The following is a 15129-nucleotide window of genomic DNA, read 5'->3' as shown; positions in this document are numbered from 1 at the left end:
ATTTCTTAGGCGCGATACTGCTTAATCAATTCAATAAAGTGGTCAAAAAGACCGGCACAATCGTGCGGGCCCGGGCTCGCTTCGGGGTGCCCCTGGAAGCTGAAGGCCGGACGGTCGGTGCGATGGATACCTTGCAGGGAACCATCGAACAGGGAGACGTGGGTGGCGCGCAGGCAATCCGGCAGGCTGTTCTCGTCTACCGCAAAGCCGTGGTTCTGAGCGGTGATCATGACGGTGTTGTCATCAAGGCTCTTCACCGGATGGTTGGCGCCGTGGTGGCCAAACTTCATCTTGACGGTCTTGGCACCGGAGGCCAGACCCAGCAGCTGGTGACCCAGACAGATGCCGAACACCGGCGTGTTGGTATTAAGGAAAGCCTTGATGGCCTCGATGGCGTAGTCGCACGGCTCGGGGTCGCCGGGGCCGTTGGAGAGGAAGATGCCATCCGGGTTCATCGCCAGTACCTCGGCGGCCGGGGTCTTGGCAGGCACCACGGTCAGGCGGCAGCCACGGTCAACCAGCATCCGCAGGATGTTGCGCTTGACGCCAAAGTCATAGGCCACTACGTGGTATTTCAGCTGGTCGGCATCCGGGGTGACATGCCCCTTGCCAAGCTGCCAGCTCCCGGTCGTCCAGTTGTACGCTTCACCAACCGTCACCTCTTTGGCCAGATCCATCCCCTTCAGACCGGGGAAGGCGCGGGCCTGTTCGAGGGCATAGGCTTCATCGACCTGTTTCCCGGCCAGAATGCAGCCAGCCTGAGCGCCTTTCTCGCGCAGGATGCGGGTCAGTTTACGGGTGTCGATGTCGGCGATGCCAACGATGTTGTGAGACTTGAGGTATTCGGAGAGGGATTGCTGATTGCGGAAATTGGAGGCAAGTATCGGAAGGTCCCGGATGATCAATCCCTGAGCATGGATCTGACTGGACTCTTCATCTTCGCTGTTGGTGCCGGTGTTGCCTATATGGGGGTAAGTGAGGGTGACTATCTGACGGGAATAAGAGGGATCGGTGAGGATTTCCTGATAGCCCGTCATCGACGTATTGAAAACCACTTCACCAACGGAACATCCCTCGGCGCCTATCGACACGCCTTTGAACACAGTTCCATCTTCCAGCACTAGCAATGCAGTGTGATTCAAGACAACCTCCAGTTATTTAGCTTTAAATTCAGCAATTTACCTGGGTGTTGCGGGCTCGGTTCCGGTCTTGGACAGGACTCGAACCCGGCAGATTTCTGGCAAATTGGGCGCATTCTACTTAAAAAAAGTGGCATTTCAACGTCTTTTCTCAGATGAAATGCATCTAAATTCAATAAAAAAGCAACATTACCCATTATCTATGCACTTAATCGCTTTGCAACCCCCTCCCGCGAAAGAAAAGGAAAAATCACCATCAAAAGATGCCACCAAGCCAGCGATAACGACAAAAACAAACAAAAAAACCAATTAAAACAATGGCATTTATTTTTACACAAAAAACATTAATGACAAATTTAACGCTTTTACGATGACAAGATTGAACATGAAAAATGGAAAACGTTTTTCTGTGTTTGAATTTTTAGTCTTTTCCAGTCCGTGTAAAAAAATGGCTTTATCCGCCATAAAGATGCTCAAATCTGTTACCTGGTGATGACATTCAGGAAGGGAAATTCTGGCGGATAACGCAATATTGTGATTTATAAGGAGTTCAGTTAAAAATTGCAGGCAGCGTGTCTTTTTACACAAAATCTGACTGACAGCAAAAACCCCGGCAAGCCGGGGTTTTTCACTGGGGTAGCAGTAGTACGAAAGTGCCGCTCAGAGGCATCACTTGAGATTGAGCACATCCTGCATGTCATAAAGACCGGCCCCCTGCTGACCAAGCCACTTGCCCGCCCGCACAGCACCGTTGGCGAAGGTCAGGCGGCTGGAGGCCTTGTGGCTGATCTCCACCCGCTCGCCGATATCGGCAAACATGACGGTATGCTCCCCCACCAGATCACCGGCGCGAATGGTGGCAAAGCCGATAGTGTTGCGATCCCGCTCGCCAGTGATCCCCTCGCGACCATAGACGGCGCACTCCTTGAGATCCCGACCCAGCGTTTTGGCGACCACTTCCCCCATGGAGAGGGCAGTACCGGATGGCGCATCCACCTTGTGGCGATGGTGGCCCTCGATGATCTCGATGTCGGTGTAATCCCCCATCACCTTGGCGGCCTGCTCCAGCAGCTTGAACACCAGGTTGACCCCGACCGAGTAGTTGGAGGCGAACACGATACCGATCTGCTTGCCAGCCTCTTTCAGAGCAGCCTTGCCTGCATCGTCAAAACCGGTGGTGCCGATCACCATCTGCTTGTGGTGGGCCAGTGCAAAGGCCAGATTGGCCAGGGTCACCTCGGGGCGGGTGAAGTCGATGATGAGATCAAACTCATCGCGCACCTTGTCCAGACTATCGCTGATGGCCACACCCAGATGGCCCAGCCCATTGAGCTCACCGGCATCGAGGCCGATCACCGCCGAGCCCGGCCGCTCCAGCGCAGCACCAACCACCACGCCATCGGTGTTGGTGATGGCCTCCAGCAGCACCTTGCCCATACGACCATTACAGCCCATCACGGCCACACGGATCGGATTGTCCATCTCCACCCTCTCATCTCTTTTAATTATGGAAAGAGACCGTTTTACCAGCCCGCGCCGGGTTTGAAAAGCCATGATGCCACCACTCCTTGCTGCACTCGCCAACGGCAGCGCACACTGGCTGGCCAAGAACTTCCTTTTGGTCACAGGCCGTTTTTCATCGTCTCACTCCATCATTTGGCAGACCGGGTGCCATCTGATAGGTTCGAACGAGTGAAATGCCAGCATAAGCAAAATCAGGGCCACGCCCGTGTCGATATCAAATGAGGTGCAAGGATGAGCGCAGGATTGCTGTTTGCTGTGGGGTTGATATCACTGACCCTGGTCATGCTGGCCGCGGCTCTGCTGTTTGGCGGGCCGAGTCCGGCACCGGCGATGGCCAGCATCAACGACCCTTTCAAGGGGAGTGACTGGAGCAACATGCCACCCCTCTCAAGATACCCGGCGCGTGACGGCACGCAGTTGGCCTATCGGCACTATGGCGCAGAGGAGAATACGAAGAACAACAAGGTCAAGGGCAGCGTGGTACTGGTTCACGGCTCTTCTGCCAGCAGTCAGAGCATGCACAAGATGGCGAGCGCCTTTTCGCAAGCGGGATACGACGCCTACGCCCTCGATATTCGCGGCCATGGCGCATCGGGCAACAAAGGCACCATTGCCTACATCGGTCAGCTTGAAGACGATCTGGAAGATTTCATCAAGTCGGTAGCCCCCGACAAGCCTGCAACACTCGTCGGCTTCTCGTCAGGGGGTGGCTTTGTCCTGCGTGTTGCTGGCAGTGCGCGACAAACCCTGTTCGAGAGCTATCTGCTGCTCTCCCCCTATCTTGGCCCCACCGCCGCCAACTACCGGCCCAACAGCGGTGGCTGGGTGCGTGTCGGCTTGCCTCGCCTCATCGCCCTGAGCATCCTCAACGGTTTCCATATTTCCGCACTCAACCATCTGACCGTGCTGAACTTTGCCCTTAATGATGAGGCGAAATCCCTGCTGACCCCATCCTACTCCTTCAACCTTGCCTCTAACTTTCAGCCAGAGCGCGACTATCAGCAGAATTTGCGCAATGTGCAACGCCCCTGCGCCGTGATCGCGGGTGCAAATGACGAAGCCTTCCAAACAGATCAACTTGAACCTGAGTTAAGACGTCTCGGCATCTCCTGGCCTGTCACCCTGCTGCCCGGTATTGGCCACATTCCGCTGACGCTGGAACAGGACGCCATCACAACAGCCGTTCAGACGGTGGAGAAACTGACACAGTAACCACACAGCCCAGGTCTTGTGTCCACGCGTTCTGGAAATATCCGTACCATGCTCACGTAGAGATAGAGAGAGGTGCGGCTGACGTTTGGCAGCGGGAGAAATCCCCAAGATGGCATGCAGAGATCTTATCGTTTACCTCTTTCCTTATTAAAGGCACGCGATACCCCCAGATACCCGCGGACTGCGCCAGAACAGCAATGAACAATAAACAGCGCCAACTTCTTTTTCCGAATATTCTTTGGATATCTCAACAACACCAGAATCATCAAACAAAAACACCTATCCATCTGGACGTCTATCTTGACCAAGCGAGGTTGACTCACTACTGTGGGCACCCCAATGCGGCAGGATGCCCGCCCTGTTTTCCCCCTATCCCTATCCGATACAGGTACAAAGCAGTTTATGACAGGAGGTCATTGTTCAATTTCAGAGGAACACATGATCCAGACTCAACCCAGTGCCAGGGCCTTGCTGCCACTTCTGGTTTTTCTCGCACTCTTTATCGGTACCGGTACCTGGCTGACCCTGCAGGGGGTCGAGTTCGCCTTCTATCAGCTGCCCGCTCCGGTTGCTGCCCTGCCTGCGGTGATGCTCGCCCTGCTGCTTGGCAAAGAGAGCTTCAACAGCAATCTGGAGACCTTCTTCAAGGGGGTCGGCCACAGCAATATCATGGCGATGTGCCTTATCTATCTGCTGGCGGGCGCCTTTGCCAGCGTGGCCAAGGCCACCGGCGGCGTTGATGCCACCGTGGCGCTGGGTCTCTCCCTCATTCCCGGCTGGGCGCTGTTGCCCGGACTGTTCCTCATCTCTGCCTTTATTGCTACCGCCATGGGCACCTCCATGGGCACCATAGGTGCCGTGGCCCCCGTAGCCCTCGGTGTGGCACAGGCGGCCGGTATCGATCCGGTACTGATGGCAGGCACCATTCTCTCCGGCGCCATGTTTGGCGATAACCTCTCCATCATCTCCGACACCACCATAGCAGCAACCCGCAGCCAGGGGTGCGAGATGAAGGACAAGTTCCGCGAGAACTTCAAGATTGCAGCCCCAGCTGCCATCGCGGTGATCCTGCTCTATCTGACCCTGGGCTCAGTGGGTGAATCCCCAGCCAACGGCAGCGCCATCGAGTTATTCAAGGTGATGCCTTATCTGCTGATCCTGGGGCTGGCGCTCGCCGGAGTGAATGTGTTTGTGGTGCTGGGGATCGGTATTCTGGCCGCCGGTGTGGTGGGCATGATCAACGGCTACGCCATCGGTCAGTTCAGCAAGGATATCTATCAGGGCTTTACCGGCATGCAGGAGATCTTCCTGCTCTCCATGCTGATCGGCGGCCTCGGCGCCCTGATGGAGCGTCAGGGTGGACTGGCATGGATCAGCGAGCGCATCAGCACCCTGATTGCCCGTTTCACTCGCGAGCACAATGGTGAACAGAACGAGAAAGCCGCCGAGCTCGGCATCGCCGGGGTGGTGAGCCTCACCAACCTCTGCACCGCCAACAACACGGTGGCTATTATCGTCGCCAGCAAGGTGGCCCGGGATCTGGCCGAACATCACGGTGTCACCCCGCGCCGAGCCGCCTCCATGCTCGATATCTTCTCCTGCGTGGTACAGGGTCTGATCCCCTGGGGCGCACAGGCGCTGCTGCTGGGATCCATCTTCGCCCTGTCGCCGTTGGCGGTGGTGAGCATGAGTTTCTACCCGATGGCGCTCGCGGTGGCGGCACTGATTGCCGTGTTCGTGAAGCACCAGATGCGCGGCAAAGCTGACAAGTAACAGACCAGACGCTGGCGCGCCGACATGCCATCAACTGGGGCCACACCCTGGCCCTTGTTGACTCACTATCGGATCCGTCAGCATTTACCCCACCGTCCCGGGCATCAGCCGTCCGGGGCGGGAGTTCCCCTGTCACCCCTTAACGTCAAGAGTGAATGTGCTAAGGTAGAGCGCGTTCAAGCCATCGATGCGCAGCTATACCAGAGGTTCCCCATGCATGAGTCCCAACCCGAACGTCAATCCCTGCGCCAACTGGTTCGTCAACGCCGCAAAAATCTGAGTCCGGCCGAGCAGCAATTGGCGGCCCAACAGCTGCTGGCCCAGTTCAAGCAACACCCCGAGATCCTCGCCGCCAAACGCATTGCCCTCTATCTGGCCAATGATGGGGAGATCAATCCATTGCCCACCATCCATTGGCTGTGGGCCCAGCACAAAGAGGTCTACCTGCCGGTGCTCCACCCCTTTACCCCGGGTCACCTGCTCTTTTTGCGCTATACCGCCACCAGCCCCATGGTACGCAACCGCTACGGCATCGAAGAGCCGGAGCTGGATATCCTGCAGGTGGTGCCCCACAGCACGCTCGATCTTATCTGCACCCCGCTGGTCGCCTTCGATGCCCAGGGCAATCGTCTTGGCATGGGGGGCGGCTACTACGATCGCACTCTCGCCATCTGGCATGAGCACAAGCTGGGCCCCAAGCCGCTCGGCATTGCCCACGACTGCCAGCAGGTGGATGCGGTCCCGCAAGAGGAGTGGGATGTGCCGCTGCCCCAGATCATCACCCCGAGCCACTGCTGGCGCTTTGAATAAGCTGTTTTTGGCCAGCAGCCCCGGCTTTGTGCGCGCAAACGCAGAATAAACAGGCAAACGATTTACAAAGTCCCTCTTTTTGCCCCGGAACGTGAGCAACAAGGTCGCGACGGGGTACCGGGTTGGATATAATGCGCCCGCTTTTTTCTTAAGGAACGATCATGACTCAAGATGAAATGAAGAAGGCGGCCGGTTGGGCTGCGCTCAAGTATGTGGTTCCCGGCACCATCGTCGGGGTGGGCACCGGCTCTACCGTCAACCACTTTATCGACGCGCTGGCGACCATGAAGGACGAGATCAAGGGGGCGGTATCCAGCTCCGTGGCCTCTACCGAGCGCCTCAAGGGCTTCGGCATCACCGTATATGATCTCAACGAGATCGACGCCCTCTCCGTCTATGTGGATGGCGCCGACGAGATCAACGCAACCCGCGACATGATCAAGGGCGGTGGCGCAGCCCTGACCCGCGAGAAGATTGTTGCCGCCGTCGCTGACAAGTTCATCTGCATCATCGACAACACCAAGACCGTCGACGTGCTGGGCCAGTTCCCGCTGCCGGTGGAAGTGATCCCGATGGCCCGCGAATACGTGGCCCGCGAAATTCGCAAACTGGGTGGCAACCCGGTGTGGCGTGAAGGGGTGGTCACCGACAACGGCAACCACATTCTGGATGTGAAAGGCATGGCCATTACCGACGCCAAGGCGCTGGAAGTACGACTGAACGCCATTGTTGGTGTGGTCACCAACGGCCTGTTCGCCGCGCGCGGCGCCGATGTGGTCCTGATCGGTACGCCGGACGGCGTGATTACCCAGTAATCCCGACACCGGTAGCACAGTGCAGCGGCATCCTCCCTCCCTCGCCAGCGCCACTCTGCCACCTCTGACGCAGCAGCGGCGTTGATTGAGCCCCGGGATGGGATATGATCCAAACATTGCACTGTGAATAAATGACGGCGCCTGATGGCGCCGTTTTTATTTATCCCTCAACAAGTTGCATACGGATGTTTACAACATTCGTTGATAACTTCAAAGAATTTGACTTTCGTCACAAATATTCCCTCTCCCAAACGTTTTTGCTACTTTACGGTTTTCTTCGCACACCAAATCTGCACTTACGTTTGCACATACAGAGGGATCGTCATGACTGCCAAGTTTTCGTTGGACAAGGATAAAATCAAGGTTCTGCTGCTGGAGGGGGTTCACCCCAACACCGTAGAGACCTTTCGTGCCGCAGGTTACACCAGTGTGGAGTATCTCAAGACCTCGCTCTCCGAAGAGGAGCTGATCGAGCAGATCCGCGACGTCCATTTCATCGGGCTGCGCTCCCGCACCCAGATCACCGAGAAAGTCCTCGACGCCGCCAACAAGCTGGTCGCTATCGGCTGCTTCTGCATCGGTACCAACCAGGTCGAGCTGGAAGCGGCCCAGATCCGCGGTATTCCGGTCTTCAACGCCCCCTTCTCCAACACCCGTTCGGTCGCCGAGCTGGTTCTGGGCGAGATCCTGCTGCTGCTGCGCGGCATCCCCGAGAAGAACGCCAAGTGCCATCGCGGCGTGTGGGAAAAACTGGCCAACCGCTCGGTGGAAGCCCGCGGCAAGAAGCTCGGCATCATCGGCTACGGCCACATCGGTACCCAGCTTGGCATCATCGCCGAAAGCATCGGCATGAAGGTTTATTACTACGATATCGAGAACAAGCTCTCGCTGGGCAACGCCATTCAGGTGCCGAGCATGGTCGAGCTGCTCAATATGTCTGACGTCATCAGCCTGCACGTGCCGGAGACCGCCTCCACCAAGAACATGATCGGTGCCGAGCAGCTGCGGATGATGAAACCGGGCGCCATCTTCATCAACGCCGCCCGCGGTACCGTGGTGGATATCGATGCGCTGGCTGACGTCATCAAGAGCGGCCATATTGCCGGCGCCGCCATCGACGTCTTCCCGGTCGAGCCCAAGTCCAATGACGAGGAGTTCCAAAGCCCGCTGCGTGGGCTGGAGAACGTCATCCTGACCCCGCACATCGGTGGCACCACCCATGAGGCGCAGGAGAACATCGGGCTGGAAGTGGCCAACAAGCTGGTCAAATACTCCGACAACGGCTCCACCCTCTCTGCCGTCAACTTCCCGGAAGTGTCGCTGCCGGGCCATAAGGGCTCCAGCCGCCTGCTGCACATTCACCGCAACCAGCCGGGCGTGATGAACCAGATCAACCAGATCTTCGCCGAAGAGGGGATCAACATCGCCGGTCAATACCTGCAGACCAGCAGCCATATCGGTTACGTGGTGATCGATGTGGAGACCGAGCACAGCGAGAAGGCGCTCGCCAAGCTCAAGGAGATCAACGGCACCATCCGTGCCCGCATCCTCCACTGATAGCCCCTTATCTGCGCAGCAAAAAGCCCGTCGTGATGACGGGCTTTTTTATGTTGCAGAGCCTAAATCGTGTTCGCGCCCTTCTCCCCTCGCGGGAGAAGGGCTGGGGATGAGGGGGAGAAGATATCTCCCTCACCCTGCTCTCCCGGAGGGAGAGTGCGCAAACTCACCGGCAAGATATGTGCTCTACCACAATCCCAGCAGATTGCGCCCCACCAGCGCCCCCCACACCAGGGCATTGAGGGCCAACGCGATAAAGACGGCGGCAGAGCCCAAATCCTTGGCGCGACCGGAGAGCTCATGATGCTCGGAGCCAACCCTGTCTACCACAGCTTCAATGGCGGAGTTGAGGATCTCGACGATCACCACCAGCCAGCTGATGACGATAAGCAGCAGGATCTGGTTGAGAGAATCTCCCAGCCAGAAAGCAAGTGGCATCAGCAACAGGATCAGCATCAGCTCCTGCCGAAAAGCCGCCTCGTTAATCCAGGCTGACTTGAGCCCCTTCATGCTGTAACCGGTTGCGTTGATGATGCGGGTGACCCCGGTTGCCCCTGGCTTTGCCACGCTATCTACCTCATTTGGAATCGATTTTGGCCTCACATCCTATCAGAGCCCCCCAAGGTTTCAATCAGGGGACTTTTGCTTTATTTTATCTCTTTGCTTTTTCGCCCCTTGCGGCTGACACCACCCACTCGAGACTTGAGTTGTATGTCCATTCACACAGATGAATTGCGCACCCGTCGCCTGGAGTCACTGATCACTCCGAGCGAGCTTGCACACGCGTTTCCGATCACCGATACCATTGCCCAGAATCTGCTGGATGCCCGTCGCGAAGTGGAAGCCATTCTGGCCGGAGACGATCAGCGCCTGCTGGTCATTGTCGGCCCCTGCTCTATTCATGATCCCGCTGCTGCTCGCGAGTATGCCCAGCGCCTCAACGCCCTGCGCGAGCAGTATAAAGAGAGCCTCTGCATCGTGATGCGCACCTATTTCGAGAAGCCGCGCACCATCGTCGGCTGGAAAGGGCTGATCAATGACCCGCGCCTCGATGGCAGTTTCGATGTCAACGAAGGGCTGAAACTGGCGCGCAAACTGCTGGTCGATATCAACGAACTGGGCATGCCAACCGCCACCGAATTCCTCGATATGGTGACCGGCCAGTATATTGCCGACCTCATCACCTGGGGCGCCATCGGCGCACGTACCACCGAATCCCAGGTACACCGCGAGATGGCTTCGGCTCTCTCCTGCCCGGTCGGCTTCAAGAACGGCACCGACGGCAATACCCGCATCGCCATCGATGCGGTGCGCGCCGCCCGTCACAGCCACATCTTCTATTCGCCGGACAAAGACGGCAAGATGACCATCTACCGCACCGCCGGCAACCCCTTTGGTCATGTGATCCTGCGTGGCGGCCACCGCCCCAACTACGACACCGCCAGTGTCGATGAAGCCTGTGAAGCGCTGGCCGATGTGGGCCTGCCGGAGCGTCTGGTGGTCGATTTCAGCCACGGCAACAGCATGAAGGATCACCGCCGTCAGCTGCTGGTGGCGCAAGATATCTGCGATCAGCTGCGCCGCGGCCGTACCGGCATCGCCGGCATCATGGCAGAAAGCTTCCTGGTGGAAGGGCGTCAGGATGTGGAGAACGGCTGCGCCGCCACCTTCGGCCAGAGCATCACAGATGCCTGCTTGTCGTGGAGCGACACCGAAACCCTGCTGGCGATGCTGGCAGAGGCGGCGCAGGTGCGCCTGAGCAAACAGGCTTGAACTGCGAATAAAACCAAAGGGGCCGGTATTTTTGATACCGGCCCCTTCTTCTTGCTGTCGGCCGATTACGCTTCGCTAATCGGCCCTACATGCGCCCTCTTTCCTGTACACCCTACTTACAAACTGGGCATAAACCACACGCGCCCTGCCGCTTCGATGCGGTCGGTGCGGATCTGGAATACCTGCTCCAGCAGCGCCTCATCCACCAGCTCGACACCCCCTTCGCGCACCACCGCGCCCTGTTGCAGGCAGAGAATGCGGTCGGCCCAGTCGATGGCCAGATTGATATCGTGGATGGCGAGCACCACCAGCAAGCCCTGCCCGGCCAAGGTTTTCAGCAAGCGCAACAGCGCCAGCTGGTGATGCAGGTCGAGCCCCGCCAGCGGCTCGTCCAGCAGCAGCACCTTGCCGGTCGGATTTAGGCTCGGCCACACCTGCAGCAGGGTGCGGGCAATCAGCACCCGCTGCTGCTCGCCCCCCGACAACCGGCTGAAGTCACGAGCCAGCAAGGCTTCCAGCTCCAATGCCTCGCACAATGCATTTATCGCCTCGTTCTGTCTGGCAGGTGCAACCATCTCATCGAGCCCCAGGCTCAACACCTGAAACACCGGAATATGAAACAGCTGGGGCTGACGCTGGGGCAGCATGGCGCGCCGTTTGGCTAGCTCGGGCCAACTCATGTCAGTAAGCACTTCCCCCCCCAGCAGCACTCTGCCATCGGCGGGTAAAAGCCCCGCCAGCGCCCCGAGCAGGGTCGACTTGCCACTGCCATTGGGGCCAAGCAGCGCCACCAACTGGCCGCCATGCCAGCGGATATCCAGGGGAGAGAGCCGTCCGGCAATGGCGAGTGCGCGCGCCTCCAGCAGCGGCGCAGCAGCACGAGAAGAAACCGGCATGGGATCAGCGGGTGACATCGGCATCTTGCCTCAACAACGGGTAAATAAGGAGACTGCGCGCCCCGACCAAATCATGCAGATATTTATGCAGCACCATCGGCAGTTTGCCTCAATAGCAGGTAGATAAAGAGCGGCGCCCCCACCGAGGCGGTGATGACGCCGATAGGCAACTCCCCCGCGCTCAGGGTGGATCGAGCAACCAGATCGGCCGCCAGCAGCAGGGCCCCGCCGCCAAGCGCCGAAGCAGGCAGCAGAAAGCGCTGATCGCTGCCACCGCAGAGCCGCAGCAGATGGGGCACCACCAACCCGACAAAACCGATCACGCCGCACAATGACACCGCCACACCGGTCAGCAGACAGACCGCCAGCACCAGCCGCACCCGCATCTTGTCGACATCCATCCCCATCAGGCGGGCCTGAGTCTCCCCCAACAACAACTGTTGCAGCGCCTTGCCCTGCCAGCAGAGCCAGCCCAGGGTAAGCGGCAGCACCAGCCACCACCAGCCGAACTGCTGGCTGCCGTAAGAGAGGCTCCCCATCATCCAGAACATGAATTCACGCAAGGAGCCATCGTCGGCAAAGTACATCAGCCAGGTCATGGCGGCATTGGTGAGAATACCGATGGCGACGCCAAACAGCAGCAAGCGGGCATGACCGAGACGCGCCCGGCGAGCCAGCCGAATGAGCAACATGGTCACCAGCAAGGCGCCACCGAAGGCCGCCAGCGACAGCCCCCAGCCGGGCAGATAGAGGCCGAGGGACTTGGCCACCGCCATCGCCACCATGGCGGCAAGGCCTGCCCCGCTTGAAACGCCAAGCAACCCGGGTTCGGCCACCGGGTTGTGCAGCATCACCTGCAACACGGCGCCGCCACAAGCAAGCGCGGCGCCAGCCAAGAGGGCCAGCAAGGCGCGCGGCAGGCGCAGCTCCAGCAGGATGCGCTGTTCGAGATCGCCAAGGGGCTGCCAGGGCAGCAGCACAAACTCGCCCCAGACGAGGGAGAAGAGAAACAGCAGCAGGGTCAGCAGCGTCAGGCCACAGAGCCAGCGCCGCTGCCAGCGCTGCTGACGGGCGATAAGGGAGAGGTACAAGGAGGATCCCCGACAATAACAAGGCTTCATCCCCGGCCCGGTCGCAGCGCCGGGGGGAAGCAGGAAAAGGGCATAATAACAGTGGCTTGCCACCCAAGGTCAAGGCTGGTAACGCTTTGCCATCACCCTTATCTCGCCGCTGGCCACCAGATTTTGCAGCGCCACCAGCAAGGGCTGGCGCAGCGACTGGTGAGGTGAGTGCTTGCTCATCCCCAGATAGAGGGTCACCGGCGTGGCGGGGCGGTAGTCCGCCTTGCCTATCCGGCTGGCATTTCCCTGACTCAGGGCATAGTCCACCTGACAGTCAGTGCCAATCATCAGCGGCAGGTGACCCCGCTGCACCATGCGCAGCAGCTGATCTTCGGTGGGTACTCCGTGCTTGTCGAGGCGACTGTCACTGTTGAAGGGCTCAAAGTAGGCGGAGTTGAGCACATAGCCCACCTTCACCCCCTGCAGATCGCGGTATTGGTGGATCCGGGCCACATTGACCGGCTGACCATAAAACGCGGGCCAGCACTGATAGTAGGCAGGCTGCAGATAGTCGATGAACTGCGCCCGCTCGGCGGTATAGGCGAGGCCAATCATCAGATCGACCTGGCCGGTCTGCATCTGCTTGAGCGCCCTGCCCCACGGCATCCGCCGTACCTGCAACTCAATGCCGCTCGCCTGTTGCAACCGGCGCAGGATGTCCATGTCGAGCCCCTGCAACCGGCCATCCGCTTGCAGGATGCGAAATGGCGGCCACAGATCGGTGGCCACCGTCAGCGTCGGGGTCGCTCGCACCGGCATGGCAAATAACAGTAACAACACAATCCCGCATAACTTGCCCATCCCGTCGCATACCTCGCACGGCTTATCCTGTTGGTTAAAAATACCCTCCCGCACCACGTATGAAAACCCGTGGTTCAGGGATAAAATGCGCCGGATTTTCAAGGAGAACCCTATGAACCCGATTTTCACCAGTATCGGTCTGCTGCTCTGCAGCAACGTCTTTATGACCTTCGCCTGGTACGCTCATCTCAAGAGCATGAACCACAAACCCTGGATCATTGCCGCCCTGGTGAGCTGGGGTATCGCCCTGTTCGAATACCTGCTGCAAGTGCCCGCCAACCGCATCGGCCATACGGTGATGAGCGTGGGCCAACTTAAAATCCTGCAAGAAGTGATCACACTCACCGTATTCGTCCCCTTCTCTATCTTCTATCTCAAGGAAGATCTGAAATGGGACTATCTCTGGGCAGGGCTCTGCATTCTCGGTGCGGTCTTTTTTGTCTTTCGCGAGAAACTGACCGGCGCCTGAGGCTGTACACTCAATATCATCCCGCTCATGGCATCTCATTGATCGAAGAGGCAAAAAAATGGAATTGCGAGACATGTTACAGATCCTGGCCAAGCAGGATGGCTCAGACCTCTATCTGTCGACCGGCGCGCCCCCCTGCGCCAAATTTAACGGCGGCCTGCGCCCCCTCAACGAAACGCCGCTGGAGCCGGGTGAAGTGGCGCGGATCGCCGCCGAGATCATGGATGGCGAGCAGAAGCAGCAGTTCGAGAAGGATCTGGAGATGAACCTCGCCATCTCCCTGCCCCAGATCGGCCGCTTTCGGGTCAACATCTTCAAGCAGCGCAACGAAGTCTCTCTGGTGGCCCGCAACATCAAGACCGAAATCCCCCGCTTTGAAGATCTCAAACTCCCGCCTGTGTTGCTCGACACCATCATGGAGAAACGCGGTCTGGTGCTGTTTGTCGGCGGTACCGGCTCGGGTAAATCCACTTCGCTGGCGGCGCTTATCGACCACCGCAACCGCAACAGCGGCGGCCACATCATTACCATCGAGGATCCGGTGGAGTTCGTTCATCGCCACCGCAAGAGCATCATCAACCAGCGGGAGGTTGGCGTGGATACCCGCAGCTTCCACGCCGCCCTGAAAAACACCCTGCGTCAGGCGCCGGACGTCATTCTTATCGGCGAGATCCGCGATCGCGAGACCATGGAACATGCGCTGGCCTTCTCCGAAACCGGCCACCTTGCCATCTCCACCCTGCACGCCAACAACGCCAACCAGGCGCTGGATCGCATCATCAACTTCTTCCCCGAGGAGCGCCGTCCGCAACTGCTCAACGATCTGGGCAACAACCTCAAGGCTTTTGTCTCCCAGCGGCTGGTGAAAACCACCGATGGCGGCCGCCGGGCCGCAGTGGAGATCATGCTCGGCACCCACACCATCCGCGACATGATCAAGCGCGGCGAATTTGGCGGCCTCAAAGAGGTGATGGAGAAATCCAAGGCCCTCGGCATGGTCACCTTCGACAGTGCCCTGTTTGATCTGGTGGTGGAAGGGGTAATTGAGGAAGAAGAGGCGGTGAAGAACGCCGACTCGGCCAACAACCTTCGCCTCAAGATCAAGCTGTGGAAGGAGAAGGGGCAGATTGCCAGCAGCAGCGATGCCACCGGCTGGAGCCTCGAACCCACCAAGGACGAGAAGGGCGATTTTTTCTAACCAGCCCCTCGAGAACCCCGGGCCCGCCCGGGGTTCTCTTT

The 15129-nt window shown here is 58.6% G+C and carries 14 protein-coding genes; 8 read left to right on the top strand and 6 right to left on the bottom strand.

Annotated elements, in window-relative coordinates; translation table 11 throughout:
* Nucleotides 1–5: 5 nt before the first annotated feature.
* The gene (gene carA / locus AB5Y85_RS09345) at nucleotides 6–1142 is read right to left on the bottom strand and encodes a glutamine-hydrolyzing carbamoyl-phosphate synthase small subunit (RefSeq protein WP_005361585.1); all 1137 of its coding nucleotides are present in this window, start codon (nucleotides 1140–1142) and stop codon (nucleotides 6–8) included.
* Between the two features lie 666 nt (nucleotides 1143–1808).
* On the bottom strand, nucleotides 1809–2621 hold the full coding sequence (gene dapB / locus AB5Y85_RS09340; protein WP_005347132.1) for a 4-hydroxy-tetrahydrodipicolinate reductase: 813 nt from the start codon (nucleotides 2619–2621) through the stop codon (nucleotides 1809–1811).
* A gap of 273 nt (nucleotides 2622–2894) precedes the next feature.
* Between dapB and AB5Y85_RS09335 the strand changes: the two genes are divergently transcribed.
* The 5 genes from AB5Y85_RS09335 to serA all read left to right on the top strand — a co-directional run bounded on the left by AB5Y85_RS09335 (nucleotide 2895) and on the right by serA (nucleotide 8830).
* Nucleotides 2895–3875 (top strand): alpha/beta hydrolase, encoded by a 981-nt coding sequence (locus tag AB5Y85_RS09335; protein ID WP_257687708.1) that lies wholly within the window; start codon nucleotides 2895–2897, stop codon nucleotides 3873–3875.
* 438 nt (nucleotides 3876–4313) lie between these two features.
* Nucleotides 4314–5648 (top strand): Na+/H+ antiporter NhaC family protein, encoded by a 1335-nt coding sequence (locus AB5Y85_RS09330; protein WP_257687707.1) that lies wholly within the window; start codon nucleotides 4314–4316, stop codon nucleotides 5646–5648.
* Nucleotides 5649–5861: 213 nt separating this feature from the next.
* Nucleotides 5862–6458 (top strand): 5-formyltetrahydrofolate cyclo-ligase, encoded by a 597-nt coding sequence (locus AB5Y85_RS09325; protein WP_058059524.1) that lies wholly within the window; start codon nucleotides 5862–5864, stop codon nucleotides 6456–6458.
* Nucleotides 6459–6619: 161 nt separating this feature from the next.
* Nucleotides 6620–7273: a ribose-5-phosphate isomerase RpiA gene (gene rpiA / locus AB5Y85_RS09320; RefSeq protein ID WP_005353106.1), complete on the top strand. Its 654-nt coding sequence runs from the start codon at nucleotides 6620–6622 to the stop codon at nucleotides 7271–7273.
* Nucleotides 7274–7597: 324 nt separating this feature from the next.
* A complete protein-coding gene (gene serA / locus AB5Y85_RS09315) occupies nucleotides 7598–8830 on the top strand; it encodes a phosphoglycerate dehydrogenase (RefSeq protein ID WP_005337639.1) in 1233 nt (410 codons plus the stop codon).
* A 186-nt stretch (nucleotides 8831–9016) separates the two neighbouring features.
* On the opposite strand, the gene AB5Y85_RS09310 is transcribed toward serA, so the two are convergent.
* On the bottom strand, nucleotides 9017–9397 hold the full coding sequence (locus tag AB5Y85_RS09310) for a diacylglycerol kinase (protein WP_257687706.1): 381 nt from the start codon (nucleotides 9395–9397) through the stop codon (nucleotides 9017–9019).
* Nucleotides 9398–9541: 144 nt separating this feature from the next.
* On the opposite strand from AB5Y85_RS09310, the gene AB5Y85_RS09305 reads away from it, so the two are divergent.
* Nucleotides 9542–10603, top strand: a complete 1062-nt coding sequence (locus tag AB5Y85_RS09305) for a 3-deoxy-7-phosphoheptulonate synthase (protein ID WP_150997425.1) — start codon at nucleotides 9542–9544, stop codon at nucleotides 10601–10603.
* Between the two features lie 116 nt (nucleotides 10604–10719).
* On the opposite strand, the gene AB5Y85_RS09300 is transcribed toward AB5Y85_RS09305, so the two are convergent.
* The 3 genes from AB5Y85_RS09300 to AB5Y85_RS09290 all read right to left on the bottom strand — a co-directional run bounded on the left by AB5Y85_RS09300 (nucleotide 10720) and on the right by AB5Y85_RS09290 (nucleotide 13421).
* Entirely contained in the window at nucleotides 10720–11517 is a 798-nt protein-coding gene (locus AB5Y85_RS09300; RefSeq protein ID WP_257687717.1) for an ATP-binding cassette domain-containing protein, read from the bottom strand.
* A 65-nt stretch (nucleotides 11518–11582) separates the two neighbouring features.
* Nucleotides 11583–12590 (bottom strand): vitamin B12 ABC transporter permease BtuC, encoded by a 1008-nt coding sequence (gene btuC / locus AB5Y85_RS09295; protein WP_043825636.1) that lies wholly within the window; start codon nucleotides 12588–12590, stop codon nucleotides 11583–11585.
* Nucleotides 12591–12689: 99 nt separating this feature from the next.
* The gene (locus AB5Y85_RS09290) at nucleotides 12690–13421 is read right to left on the bottom strand and encodes an ABC transporter substrate-binding protein (protein WP_043825634.1); all 732 of its coding nucleotides are present in this window, start codon (nucleotides 13419–13421) and stop codon (nucleotides 12690–12692) included.
* Nucleotides 13422–13533: 112 nt separating this feature from the next.
* Between AB5Y85_RS09290 and AB5Y85_RS09285 the strand changes: the two genes are divergently transcribed.
* The gene (locus AB5Y85_RS09285; protein ID WP_005337656.1) at nucleotides 13534–13890 is read left to right on the top strand and encodes a DMT family protein; all 357 of its coding nucleotides are present in this window, start codon (nucleotides 13534–13536) and stop codon (nucleotides 13888–13890) included.
* A gap of 58 nt (nucleotides 13891–13948) precedes the next feature.
* Nucleotides 13949–15088 (top strand): type IVa pilus ATPase TapW, encoded by a 1140-nt coding sequence (gene tapW, locus AB5Y85_RS09280; protein ID WP_005353124.1) that lies wholly within the window; start codon nucleotides 13949–13951, stop codon nucleotides 15086–15088.
* The last annotated feature ends 41 nt before the right edge of the window (nucleotides 15089–15129 follow it).

The sequence above is a fragment of the Aeromonas sp. R3-1 genome, assembly GCF_040908345.1.
Lineage (GTDB): Bacteria > Pseudomonadota > Gammaproteobacteria > Enterobacterales > Aeromonadaceae > Aeromonas > Aeromonas veronii.
Note: the sequence above shows the minus strand (reverse complement) of the source record. Positions and strands in the feature narration are given on the sequence as shown.

Excerpts from the sequence above, each read along its gene's own strand:
- dapB (WP_005347132.1), bottom strand. The coding sequence starts at position 2,621 with ATGGACAATCCGATCCGTGTGGCCGTGATGGGCTGTAATGGTCGTATG.
- AB5Y85_RS09335 (WP_257687708.1), top strand. The coding sequence starts at position 2,895 with ATGAGCGCAGGATTGCTGTTTGCTGTGGGGTTGATATCACTGACCCTG.
- AB5Y85_RS09330 (WP_257687707.1), top strand. The coding sequence starts at position 4,314 with ATGATCCAGACTCAACCCAGTGCCAGGGCCTTGCTGCCACTTCTGGTT.
- AB5Y85_RS09325 (WP_058059524.1), top strand. The coding sequence starts at position 5,862 with ATGCATGAGTCCCAACCCGAACGTCAATCCCTGCGCCAACTGGTTCGT.
- rpiA (WP_005353106.1), top strand. The coding sequence starts at position 6,620 with ATGACTCAAGATGAAATGAAGAAGGCGGCCGGTTGGGCTGCGCTCAAG.
- serA (WP_005337639.1), top strand. The coding sequence starts at position 7,598 with ATGACTGCCAAGTTTTCGTTGGACAAGGATAAAATCAAGGTTCTGCTG.
- AB5Y85_RS09305 (WP_150997425.1), top strand. The coding sequence starts at position 9,542 with ATGTCCATTCACACAGATGAATTGCGCACCCGTCGCCTGGAGTCACTG.
- AB5Y85_RS09300 (WP_257687717.1), bottom strand. The coding sequence starts at position 11,517 with ATGTCACCCGCTGATCCCATGCCGGTTTCTTCTCGTGCTGCTGCGCCG.
- AB5Y85_RS09290 (WP_043825634.1), bottom strand. The coding sequence starts at position 13,421 with ATGGGCAAGTTATGCGGGATTGTGTTGTTACTGTTATTTGCCATGCCG.
- AB5Y85_RS09285 (WP_005337656.1), top strand. The coding sequence starts at position 13,534 with ATGAACCCGATTTTCACCAGTATCGGTCTGCTGCTCTGCAGCAACGTC.
- tapW (WP_005353124.1), top strand. The coding sequence starts at position 13,949 with ATGGAATTGCGAGACATGTTACAGATCCTGGCCAAGCAGGATGGCTCA.